Genomic DNA, 10,368 nt, shown 5'->3' on the forward strand with positions numbered 1-10,368 from the left:
ATGCAGACCGGTCTCTATGTTGCCGTCTCATCGCAGATGGCGCTCGAAAAACGCATGAACACGCTGGCCGACAATGTCGCCAATTCCAGCACGATCGGCTTCCGTGCCACCGAGATCAAGTTCAACCAGATGCTGGGCGATACCAAACCAACGAAAGTATCTTTCGTCTCGGAAGGCCAGGAGTTCATCAACACCAACAATGGTGGTTTGAGGCAGACAGGAAATTCGCTGGACTTCGCCATCAAGGGTGAAGGCTGGTTCCAGATCGAGACCCCGGGCGGCCCTGCGCTGACCCGCGACGGACGCTTCACGCTGACGGAAAACGGCGACCTGGTTTCGATCAAGGGCTATCCGGTGCTCGATGCCGGTGGCGCTCCTATCCAGCTGAACAACGCGGCTGGCAACATCGAAGTCGGCCAGGATGGCTCGATTCACCAGAATGGCGCGCAAGTCGCAGCCTTTGGTGTCTATGAGGCCAATTTCGACAATGGTTTTGCACGTTATGACAACAGCGCGGTGATTCCGACGACCAATCCGGAACCTGTGGTCGATCGTTTCGACATCGGCGTCATGCAGGGTTTCCTGGAGGAATCCAACGTCAATGCGGTGCAGGAGATGTCGCAGCTGATCATGGTTTCCAGGGCTTTCGAAAACATCACGGCCCTGATGCGCGATAGCGAGGGTACGCTGGACGAAGCGATCAAGACCCTCGGCGGCGCCAAGTAAACCGATATCGGGACAGGAAACGGCATGCAGGGCGAGAAAATCCAGATTCGCAAGACATCGACGTCGCTTGCAGCACTTGCAGGCCTCGTTGGACGCTACTCCAACCCGGATTTTTCGATTGCACCGGGCGGTCACGTCAAGACGATTTCGGCTGGCCACTACACGGTCGGCGGCCTGTCGCGGCATGTCCGGCTCGGCGAGTTCGTCGCGCACAGGAGCGCAACCGGCATTCATCTGGGCGAAGTCGTGAAGGTGGAAGAGGAAACCGTGGTCGTCTGCCCGATCGAGCCGGGCGATCCGATCGGCATCCATGACACGGTGATCCGCAAGGGTGCCTTCCGTGTCGCACCGACCGAAGGCTGGTGCGGGCGAACGATCAATGCCCTTGGCGAACCCATCGATGGCCTTGGCGCGCTTCTGCAGGGCGACATCCGCCGGCCGATCTCCAACACGGCGCCGCCGTCCATGACGCGCCAGCGCGTTCAACATGGTTTCCGCACCGGTGTTCGCGCCATCGACATCTTCTCTCCGCTTTGCCTGGGGCAGCGTCTCGGCATTTTTGCCGGCTCCGGCGTCGGCAAATCGACCCTTCTTTCGATGCTGGCCCGCGCCGATGCCTTCGATAAGGTCGTGATCGCACTGGTCGGTGAACGTGGCCGCGAAGTGCGCGAATTCATCGAGGACACGCTTGGCGAGAACCTCTCCAAGTCGGTCGCTGTGGTTGCCACCAGCGATGAAAGCCCGATGCTGCGCAAGATGGCACCGCTGACGGCAATCACCATTGCCGAGCACTATCGCGACCAGGGCGACAACGTGCTGCTGATCGTCGACAGCGTGACGCGTTTTGCCCATGCGATCCGCGAAGTGGCGACCGCTTCGGGCGAGCCGCCCATCGCGCGCGGTTATCCGGCCTCCGTCTTTACCGAACTCCCGCGCCTTCTCGAGCGGGCAGGGCCTGGCGCAGAGGGAACGGGAACGATCACGGCAATCATCTCGATCCTCGTCGACGGCGACAATCACAACGATCCGATCGCCGATTCGACCCGCGGCATTCTCGACGGACACATCGTCATGGACCGCAGCCTGGCAGAAGAGGGGCGCTATCCGCCCGTCAATCCGCTGGCTTCGGTCTCGCGTCTGGCGCGAAAAGCCTGGACGCCGGACCAGGAAAAACTGGTGTCGCGATTGAAATCGCTGATCCACCGTTTCGAGGAAACCCGTGACCTGCGCCTGATCGGTGGCTACAGGCCGGGCAGCGATCCGGATCTCGACATGGCGATCAAGCAGGTGCCGGTGATTTACGAAATTTTGAAGCAGACGCCTGGTGAACGGCCGGCCTTCGATGCCTTCACCGATCTTGCCAACGCGCTGAAGGCTGCGGCAAGCGTCGGCAACCAGCCCGCAGCCGGCTTGAGACCACGAGCATGAGCCTAAACGATCAGGATGCCGATGAAGTCGTTCCGCAGCGCAAGCGCGGCGAACGCCTGCCCACCATAGACAAGGCGCTGGGAGCAGCCGGCATAGTGCTTGCCGCCATCGCGACCTTCTTCCCTTGGTATGCCTTCCTGCATCAGGACACGTTCTCGATGCCCGCCCCCTGGAGCGGCGCAACACGGGACCTTGCCGAAAAGGTTGGGTCCGGGACGGTTGCCTCTCTGTCGTCAGACGGCAAACCCGAGAGCGATCCCGAGATCAGGACTGCCGTCGACGAACTGTTTACCGCGACGGTTCCGATGTCCGCCGTGGATGACACGTCGGCCAGCGAGAAGGACGGCATCGATCAGCCGTTCCCCGGCTCTTCCGGCTTCAAGTTGATGCACGTGGCCAACGGTCGAGCGCTGATCGAGGATGCGAGCGGCATGTATCTCGTGCGTGTCGGTTCCGTCCTTCCGGACAATAGCCGGCTGGCCACGCTCGAAAAGCGCGAGGGCAGCTGGGTGCTGATCACCACCAACGGCGACGTGTTCGAGACCAACTGATTTTACGGCTGCCGCATCCGGCTGCCGATCAATCCGCCATGATGGCCGAATATCCCGGGCGCTCGCTGCGCGCCGGTGATCCCTGCCATCGCCACGGGTTCTCCCCTCTGGCGGGCAGGATGTTTTGCATCTGCATCCACGACAAGTCCCACGCAAGATTACGGCCCTAGGGTCGGATCAACAATGGAGTCGCATGATGCAACCTATTCAGCTTTTTGATCTCGCGTCCCGCCAGGCCCAGTGGCTATCGGTCCGCCAGAACGTCGTCGCCGGCAATATCGCCAATGCCAGCACGCCGCATTATGCGGCCAAGGACGTCAAGCCCTTCGCAAGTGTTCTTCAGCAAACAGGCGTTCAGATGGCTGCAACGCAGCCGGGGCATTTCGTCGATGCAGCCGGCGCCGCGCAGGTGACGGAGGTCGGAATGCTCGACGATGCCCAGATTCAGCAATCCGGCAACAGCGTCGCGCTGGAAAAGGAAATGATGAAGACCGGCCAAATCAAGCGTGACTATGAGCTCAATACCGGACTGGTGAAAGCCTTCCACCGGATGATGCTCATGGCGGTACGGAAGTAGGAATCATGGATCCCCTCATCTCAGCTCTCAAAGTTTCAGCCACCGGCCTCGAAGCGGAATCGACGCGCCTGCGCATCGTTTCGGAAAACATCGCCAATGCGCGTTCCAGTGGCGATGCCCCCGGCGCCGATCCCTATCGCCGCAAGACCGTCAGCTTTGCAGCCGAAGTCGACCGCGCCAGCGGCGCATCGACCGTCGAAGTCAAACGGCTGGGAACGGACGACAGCGCCTTCATCACCGAATTCGATCCGGGCAACCCGGCCGCGGACGACAAGGGCATGGTCAAGATGCCCAATGTCAACGTGCTCATTGAAATGGCCGACATGCGGGAAGCCAATCGCTCCTACGAGGCCAATCTCCAGACGATCAAGCAGGCACGTGACCTGATCTCGGCAACCATCGACCTCTTGAGGGCTTCGCAGTAATGATAAACGCAATCCAGAACATCGGCGGTCTTTCCAGCATGCAGGGGCTCGACGCAAGCTCGTCGACCTCGTCCGCTGCATCCACGGCCCAATCCATGCTCGGCGGCGCTTCGGCAGCCGGCAAGACGCAGAGCTTCGCGGACGTCATGGGCAGCATGGCCAGCGACATGGTCGGCAACATGAAGAAGGCCGAAATCTCCTCCCTGCAGGGCATTCGCGGCGAGGCCAATACTCGCGAGGTCGTCGACGCCGTCATGAACGCCGAGCAGTCGCTGCAGACCGCGATCGCCGTGCGCGACAAGGTCGTCAGCGCCTATCTCGAAATCGCACGCATGCCGATTTAAAGGATCAGATCCATGAAAGCCCTCTCCATTGCCGCGACCGGCATGAATGCTCAGCAGCTGAACCTCGAGGTGATCGCGAACAACATCGCCAACATCAACACGACGGGCTATAAGCGCGCCCGCGCCGAGTTCTCCGATTTGCTCTATCAGACAGAGCGGGCCGCGGGCGTTCCCAACCGCGCCAACCAGGCGGTCGTTCCGGAAGGCGCCAGCATCGGCCTCGGCGTCCAGACCTCGGCCGTTCGCAATCTTCATCTCCAGGGCAGCCTTGTCAGTACCGGCAACGATCTTGACCTCGCGCTGATCGGGCGCGGCTGGTTCCAGATCGAAACACCGGATGGCGAAACGGCCTATACCCGCGCCGGTGCCTTCAACACCAATGCCGAGGGCCAGCTCGTCACCATTGATGGCTATACCGTCGTTCCGGGCGTCACCGTTCCGCAGAACACGAGCGAAATCACCATCACGAGTTCGGGGCAGGTCATGGCCCGGGTCGGCAATGACACGATCCCCCAGGAAATCGGCCAGCTGACGCTCGCAAACTTCGTCAACGAAGCGGGTCTTGAGCCGCAGGGCGACAACCTGTTCAAGCAGACGCCTGCATCCGGCGATCCCGTCATCGGCACGCCGGCGGATCCGGGCTACGCCCAGATCAAGCAGAAATATCTCGAAGCCTCCAACGTCGATCCCGTCAAGGAAATCACCGATCTGATCTCGGCGCAGCGCGCCTATGAGATGAATTCGAAGATCATCCAGGCGGCCGACGAAATGGCCTCCACCGTGAGCAAGAACCTCAGATAATAGAAGGAATGGGAAACATGATGTTTCGCCGGACTGCATCGGCAGCAAAAGCAAACGAGCCCCGCGGAAGTCTTCTTCTGCGGGCATCGGCCGTTGCGGGTTTTCTGTGCATGAGCCTGATGCCGCAAGGCCAGGCGCAGGCCCAGAACCCCATGGCCGTCATTCCCACCCGAACGATCTATCCAGGCGAAGTGATAGAAAGCCATCAGGTGGAAGCGGTCGAGGTGACCAATCCCAATCTGACCGGGGACTATGCCTCCGCCATCAATCAGGTGGCGGGGAAGATCACCAGCCGGACACTTCTCGCCGGTCGGGTCATCCTCACCTCGGCGCTTCGCGACCCTTACACCGTTGAACGCGGCAAGGCCGTGCGCATCGTTTTCAACAATGGCCCGCTGACGATCACGGCTGCCGGTTCGCCGCTTGAAAGTGCTGCGATCGGCGATCTGATCCGCGTCCGCAACACCGATTCCGGCGTCATCGTCTCGGGAACCGTGATGGCCGACGGTACAATTCATGTGGTGGCAAAATGACCTTTCCTTTCGGACGCTGGCTTCTGGCCATGGCAACTGCCCTGTCTCTCGCGACGACGCCCGCTGTCGCGGCATCGCGGATCAAGGACGTGGCATCCGTCCAGTCCGGCCGCGACAACCAGTTGATCGGCTACGGTCTCGTCGTCGGCCTGCAGGGATCGGGCGACAGCCTGCGCTCCTCGCCGTTCACCGAGCAGTCGCTGCGCGCCATGCTGCAGAATCTCGGTATTTCGACACAGGGCAATGACTCGCGCTCCAAGAACATCGCGGCGGTTCTCGTGACGGCAAACCTGCCGCCTTTCGCGAGCCCCGGCAGCCGCATCGACGTGACCGTCGGTTCGCTTGGCGACTCCACGTCGCTGCGCGGCGGCACGCTGGTCATGACATCGCTTTCAGGGGCCGACGGACAGATCTATGCCGTGGCGCAAGGCTCTGTCGTTGTCACGGGCTTCAATGCGCAGGGCGATGCCGCCTCGATCAGCCAGGGCATCACGACGTCCGGTCGCGTCCCGAACGGTGCGATCATCGAGCGCGAACTTCCCTCGAAGTTCAAGGACGGCTTCAATCTCGTCCTGCAGCTTAGAAACCCCGATTTCTCGACGGCCGTCGGCATGGCGGAAGCAATCAACCGCTATGCGACGACCCAGTTCGGCGGACGCATTGCCGAGGCGCGGGATTCGCAGTCGGTCGTCGTCGACAAGCCTAAGATGGCCGACCTGGCGCGGCTGATGGCAGACATCGAAAACCTGGTGATCGAGACGGACGTTCCGGCACGTGTTGTCGTCAACGAGCGCACGGGGACGATCGTCATCGGCCAGGATGTCAGGATCTCGGAGGTTGCCGTCAGCTACGGCACGCTGACCGTGCAGGTGACCGAGACGCCGACCGTGATCCAGCCCGAACCCTTCTCGCGCGGCGAAACCGCCGTTGAGCCGAACACGACGATCCAGGCATCGGAAGAGGGCGGCACGGTGGCAATCCTCAACGGACCAAACCTGCGATCGCTGGTGGCCGGGCTCAACAGCATCGGCGTCAAGCCGGACGGCATCATTTCCATTCTCCAGGGCATCAAGTCGGCCGGAGCCCTCCAGGCGGAGCTCGTACTGCAATGACCAGCATTTCCATCACCATCACTCCGCCCCGGATGCTCTTCGCCGGCCTGATCGGCGCCATGCTGACCATGCCGGGCGCCTTCGCCCAGGAGGTTGCGGCCCCTGTCGAAGCCAACAGGACATCCGACGAAATCCAGCAGTTCTGCACCAATATCGCCGATGCAGCACGCGACCAGCGTTATGTCCTGCAGAAGCAGGAGCTGGCCGATATCCAGGCCGGCGTCAACGAGCGCATCGGGGTGCTGGAAAAGCGCCGGGCCGAGTATGAAGACTGGCTGAAGCGGCGCGACGATTTCCTCAAGCAGGCAGAGCTTGGCCTTGTCGATATCTACAAGACGATGAAGGCGGATGCCGCGGCCGGCCAGCTCGAACTGGTCAATCCGGAAATCGCCGCGGCGATCGTCATGAAGCTGCCACCGCGCCAGTCGAGCCTGATCCTCAGCGAGATGGCGGCCGACAAGGCCGCCATGCTGACCAACATCATCTCGAGCGCCAGCGATCCGAACACATCGAAGGAACCATCATGAAATATCCTCTTCCGATGCTGATGGTCGTTGGCCTTCTGTCGAGCTGCGAGAGCCAGACCTTCAAGGAGATCGGCCGCGCGCCCTCCATGAGCCCGATCGGCAGCGGCCTGCAATATGCGCAGACGCCGCAATTGGCGAGCTATCCGAAGCAGGCGCAGCCGACCGCCCATGGCTATTCGCTGTGGAGCGACCAGCAGGCGGCGCTGTTCAAGGATGCGCGTGCGCTGAATGTCGGCGATATCCTGACGGTCGATATCCGCATCGACGACAAGGCCTCGTTCGACAACAAGACAGACCGCAAGCGTACCAATGACAGCGGCTTCAACATCGGCGCCAACGGCCAGTCCGAAGTCAGCGATTTCGGCTGGAAGGGTGGTCTCGACTACGGTTCCAACACATCGACCAAGGGCGAAGGCACAACGGAACGCTCGGAGAAACTGGTCCTGCTGGTTGCAGCTGTCGTCACGGGGGTTCTCGAAAACGGCAATCTCCTGATCAGCGGTTCGCAGGAGGTTCGCGTCAATCACGAAATCCGCATCCTCAACGTCGCCGGTATCGTCCGGCCGCAGGATGTCGATGCGAAGAACATGATCTCCTATGACAGGATCGCCGAAGCGCGGATATCCTATGGTGGCCGCGGCCGCCTGACGGAAGTGCAGCAGCCGCCGGTCGGGCAGCAGATCATGGATATCATCTCGCCGATTTGAGCCGCGGCACTGCTGCAGGGTCGGCCGGAGTGTAACAGGTATGGATTGTGATCATGGACGAAATTGAGGGCGGCAAGCCAGCTGCAAAAAAGCCATCACCGATCGTGACCATTGCTGCGATCGGCGTGCTGACGCTTTTGGCGGGCGGCGGCGGCTGGATGCTGGGCGGCATGATCGCACCACCGCCGGAAAACGCCGCTGCCGCTGCAGTCGAACCGGCCGGCGAGGAAGATGGCGGCAAGAAGAAGAAGGACGAGGGGCTGCCGCGGGTCGCGACAGAAGCCAACGGGATCGTCCAGCTTGAGGCAATCACCACGAACCTTGCCTACCCGTCCGAAAACTGGATTCGGCTGGAGGTTGCCCTCCAGTTCAACGGTGCACCGGATGTCACCTTGTCGGAACAGATCCACCAGGATATTGCCGGCTATCTCAAGACGGTCTCGCTGCAGCAGATCCAGGGACCGCGTGGATTCCAGTATTTGAAGGATGATATCCAGGAACGGGTTGACCTTCGTTCCGAAGGACGCGTAACCAATGTGATCTTCAGGACATTTGTCATCCAATGATTCGCCCATGATCCGTACCGTCGCATTCATAGCCGCCATGATGGCGATGTCCGGTATTGCGGGTGCGCAGGGCTTTCCTGCGGACATCCTGACGCAGCCGATCGACGGCTCCGTGGCATCCTGGATCATCCGTACCTTCGGTCTTCTGACCGTGCTGTCGGTTGCGCCGGGCATCCTGATCATGGTCACCAGCTTTCCGCGCTTCGTGATCGCCTTTGCGATCCTGCGCACCGGCATGGGCCTGGCGACGACGCCCTCGAACATGATCATGGTCAGTCTTGCGCTGTTCATGACCTTCTATGTCATGGCGCCGACCTTCGATCGGGCCTGGCAGACCGGTATCGATCCGCTGCTGAAAAACGAGATTTCCGAAACGGAAGCGATTGCGCGCGTGTCGGAGCCCTTCCGCGATTTCATGGCCGCCAATACCCGCGACAAGGATCTTCAGCTTTTCATCGATATCGCCGAGGAGAAGGGCCAGACCGTCGTCGTCGACGAGAAGGTCGACCTGCGCGCTCTGGTGCCTGCCTTCATGATCTCGGAAATCCGCCGCGGGTTCGAGATCGGCTTCCTGATCATGCTGCCGTTTCTGGTCATCGATCTCGTGGTGGCCACCATCACCATGGCGATGGGCATGATGATGCTGCCGCCAACCTCGATTTCGCTGCCGTTCAAGATCCTGTTTTTCGTCTTGATCGACGGTTGGAACCTGCTTGTCGGCAGCCTTGTCCGGTCTTTCAACTGAACCGGCTTATGGTTAACTTTGCGTTTCTTTTCGAGGCGTTTAACCGCGGCATATTTTTTCATAAGCATCTGAATATATTGTAGTATTTTCGTTCCCCATAGTGTCCTCAGGGGAAATTCCGGCATATGCAAAAGCTCGAATAAACGGGCGTCTATTAAGCAAATTACAAGCTATTGCTGCGACATTGTCCTGGCATAACGGGTTTGGCGACCTGCTCCTGAAAAGCAGCGCCAAGAGGCATGATGCCGATCCTTTATCACCGGTCCTTTTCAATCCGGTATGTCCCCTATCCTTTGTATTTTGTATCCTAGAGGGACAATCCTATGACAAGCATTCTGACAAACTCCTCCGCCATGGCGGCACTTTCCACCCTGCGTTCGATCTCCTCCGACATGGAATCGACCCAGGGCCGCATCTCGTCCGGCCTGCGCGTTGGCAGTGCTTCCGACAACGCCGCCTACTGGTCGATCGCCACCACCATGCGTTCGGACAACAAGGCGCTTTCGACGGTTCAGGATGCCCTCGGCCTTGGCGCTGCCAAGACCGACACAGCCTATACCGGTCTGAACGCCGCCATCGACGTGGTTTCCGAAATCAAGGCCAAGCTGGTTGCTGCCCGCGAACCGGGCGTCGACAAGACCAAGATCGACAAGGAAATCACCGAACTCAAGAACCAGCTGGTTTCGACGGCAACGTCGGCTTCGTTCTCCGGTGAAAACTGGCTCTACAACGATTCGACGACGGCGATCGGCACCAAGGAAATGGTTGGCTCGTTCACCCGTTCCGCTTCCGGCTCGGTTTCGGTCGGCATCCTCGAATTCGATGCTGCGACTTCGGTCCTCATCGACACCGTCGATTCCGACAACGGCCAGCTGACCAAGGCTATCGAAGTCGAGCAGGGCGCCAATGTCGGCACCGGCACGGCCAACGGCACCTACTACCTGGTGCTGGCTTCGGGCGGTACCGCGCCGACCGGCGCAGATTCTATCTCGCTCACCTCCTCGACCAGCTCAGAAGACATCGATGGCATGATCAGCGCGGTTGACGCCATGCTGACGTCTTTGACGGACTCCGCTGCAACGCTCGGCGCCACCAACAAGCGCATCTCGATGCAGGATGACTTCATGGCCGACCTGATGGACGTTATCGACAAGGGTGTCGGTCGTCTCGTCGACGCCGACATGAACGAGGAATCGACACGCCTCAAGGCTCTGCAGACACAGCAGCAGCTCGGCATCCAGGCCCTGTCGATCGCCAACTCGGACTCGCAGAACATCCTGTCGCTCTTCCGTTAATCGGACCAGAAACGGCGCGGGCGGGCCATTC

General features: G+C 60.5%; 14 protein-coding genes. All 14 read left to right on the forward strand.

All coding sequences use genetic code 11. From position 1 onward, the window contains the following. The 14 genes from flgF to AX760_RS13800 all read left to right on the forward strand — a co-directional run bounded on the left by flgF (position 1) and on the right by AX760_RS13800 (position 10,337). Positions 1-726: a flagellar basal-body rod protein FlgF gene (gene flgF, locus AX760_RS13735; RefSeq protein ID WP_071833462.1), complete on the forward strand. Its 726-nt coding sequence runs from the start codon at positions 1-3 to the stop codon at positions 724-726. Positions 727-750: 24 nt separating this feature from the next. Further along, on the forward strand, positions 751-2,154 hold the full coding sequence (gene fliI / locus AX760_RS13740) for a flagellar protein export ATPase FliI (protein ID WP_071833463.1): 1,404 nt from the start codon (positions 751-753) through the stop codon (positions 2,152-2,154). Then, positions 2,151-2,705: a flagellar protein gene (locus AX760_RS13745; RefSeq protein ID WP_071833464.1), complete on the forward strand. Its 555-nt coding sequence runs from the start codon at positions 2,151-2,153 to the stop codon at positions 2,703-2,705. Before fliI ends, AX760_RS13745 begins: the two co-directional genes overlap by 4 nt. Positions 2,706-2,901: 196 nt before the next feature. After that, positions 2,902-3,282 carry a flagellar basal body rod protein FlgB gene (gene flgB, locus AX760_RS13750; protein ID WP_071833477.1) on the forward strand — a complete coding sequence of 127 codons (381 nt, stop codon included), beginning with the start codon at positions 2,902-2,904 and terminating at the stop codon, positions 3,280-3,282. Positions 3,283-3,287: 5 nt separating this feature from the next. Continuing rightward, a complete protein-coding gene (flgC, locus tag AX760_RS13755) occupies positions 3,288-3,707 on the forward strand; it encodes a flagellar basal body rod protein FlgC (protein WP_071833465.1) in 420 nt (139 codons plus the stop codon). Next, positions 3,707-4,051 (forward strand): flagellar hook-basal body complex protein FliE, encoded by a 345-nt coding sequence (gene fliE / locus AX760_RS13760; RefSeq protein ID WP_071833466.1) that lies wholly within the window; start codon positions 3,707-3,709, stop codon positions 4,049-4,051. The genes flgC and fliE overlap by 1 nt, the downstream gene beginning before the upstream one ends. A gap of 12 nt (positions 4,052-4,063) precedes the next feature. Then, entirely contained in the window at positions 4,064-4,852 is a 789-nt protein-coding gene (gene flgG / locus AX760_RS13765) for a flagellar basal-body rod protein FlgG (RefSeq protein WP_071833467.1), read from the forward strand. A 17-nt stretch (positions 4,853-4,869) separates the two neighbouring features. Then, the gene (gene flgA / locus AX760_RS13770) at positions 4,870-5,385 is read left to right on the forward strand and encodes a flagellar basal body P-ring formation chaperone FlgA (RefSeq protein WP_071833478.1); all 516 of its coding nucleotides are present in this window, start codon (positions 4,870-4,872) and stop codon (positions 5,383-5,385) included. Further along, the gene (locus AX760_RS13775; RefSeq protein ID WP_071833468.1) at positions 5,382-6,497 is read left to right on the forward strand and encodes a flagellar basal body P-ring protein FlgI; all 1,116 of its coding nucleotides are present in this window, start codon (positions 5,382-5,384) and stop codon (positions 6,495-6,497) included. Before flgA ends, AX760_RS13775 begins: the two co-directional genes overlap by 4 nt. 32 nt (positions 6,498-6,529) lie before the next feature. Continuing rightward, the gene (locus AX760_RS13780) at positions 6,530-7,024 is read left to right on the forward strand and encodes a MotE family protein (protein ID WP_083531185.1); all 495 of its coding nucleotides are present in this window, start codon (positions 6,530-6,532) and stop codon (positions 7,022-7,024) included. Next, positions 7,021-7,731, forward strand: coding sequence for a flagellar basal body L-ring protein FlgH (gene flgH / locus AX760_RS13785; RefSeq protein WP_071833470.1), 711 nt, complete (start codon positions 7,021-7,023; stop codon positions 7,729-7,731). The genes AX760_RS13780 and flgH overlap by 4 nt, the downstream gene beginning before the upstream one ends. Positions 7,732-7,784: 53 nt before the next feature. Then, on the forward strand, positions 7,785-8,297 hold the full coding sequence (locus AX760_RS13790) for a flagellar basal body-associated FliL family protein (RefSeq protein ID WP_071833471.1): 513 nt from the start codon (positions 7,785-7,787) through the stop codon (positions 8,295-8,297). Between the two features lie 7 nt (positions 8,298-8,304). After that, entirely contained in the window at positions 8,305-9,042 is a 738-nt protein-coding gene (fliP, locus tag AX760_RS13795) for a flagellar type III secretion system pore protein FliP (RefSeq protein WP_071833472.1), read from the forward strand. Positions 9,043-9,365: 323 nt separating this feature from the next. Further along, positions 9,366-10,337 carry a flagellin N-terminal helical domain-containing protein gene (locus AX760_RS13800; RefSeq protein WP_071833473.1) on the forward strand — a complete coding sequence of 324 codons (972 nt, stop codon included), beginning with the start codon at positions 9,366-9,368 and terminating at the stop codon, positions 10,335-10,337. The last annotated feature ends 31 nt before the right edge of the window (positions 10,338-10,368 follow it).

It is taken from the genome of Pararhizobium antarcticum, from assembly GCF_001885585.1.
GTDB classification, from domain to species: domain Bacteria; phylum Pseudomonadota; class Alphaproteobacteria; order Rhizobiales; family Rhizobiaceae; genus Pararhizobium; species Pararhizobium antarcticum.

Coding starts and splice junctions, on each gene's coding strand:
- flgF (WP_071833462.1), top strand. CDS start 1: ATGCAGACCGGTCTCTATGTTGCCGTCTCATCGCAGATGGCGCTCGAA.
- fliI (WP_071833463.1), top strand. CDS start 751: ATGCAGGGCGAGAAAATCCAGATTCGCAAGACATCGACGTCGCTTGCA.
- AX760_RS13745 (WP_071833464.1), top strand. CDS start 2,151: ATGAGCCTAAACGATCAGGATGCCGATGAAGTCGTTCCGCAGCGCAAG.
- flgB (WP_071833477.1), top strand. CDS start 2,902: ATGCAACCTATTCAGCTTTTTGATCTCGCGTCCCGCCAGGCCCAGTGG.
- flgC (WP_071833465.1), top strand. CDS start 3,288: ATGGATCCCCTCATCTCAGCTCTCAAAGTTTCAGCCACCGGCCTCGAA.
- fliE (WP_071833466.1), top strand. CDS start 3,707: ATGATAAACGCAATCCAGAACATCGGCGGTCTTTCCAGCATGCAGGGG.
- flgG (WP_071833467.1), top strand. CDS start 4,064: ATGAAAGCCCTCTCCATTGCCGCGACCGGCATGAATGCTCAGCAGCTG.
- flgA (WP_071833478.1), top strand. CDS start 4,870: ATGATGTTTCGCCGGACTGCATCGGCAGCAAAAGCAAACGAGCCCCGC.
- AX760_RS13775 (WP_071833468.1), top strand. CDS start 5,382: ATGACCTTTCCTTTCGGACGCTGGCTTCTGGCCATGGCAACTGCCCTG.
- AX760_RS13780 (WP_083531185.1), top strand. CDS start 6,530: ATGCTCTTCGCCGGCCTGATCGGCGCCATGCTGACCATGCCGGGCGCC.
- flgH (WP_071833470.1), top strand. CDS start 7,021: ATGAAATATCCTCTTCCGATGCTGATGGTCGTTGGCCTTCTGTCGAGC.
- AX760_RS13790 (WP_071833471.1), top strand. CDS start 7,785: ATGGACGAAATTGAGGGCGGCAAGCCAGCTGCAAAAAAGCCATCACCG.
- fliP (WP_071833472.1), top strand. CDS start 8,305: ATGATCCGTACCGTCGCATTCATAGCCGCCATGATGGCGATGTCCGGT.
- AX760_RS13800 (WP_071833473.1), top strand. CDS start 9,366: ATGACAAGCATTCTGACAAACTCCTCCGCCATGGCGGCACTTTCCACC.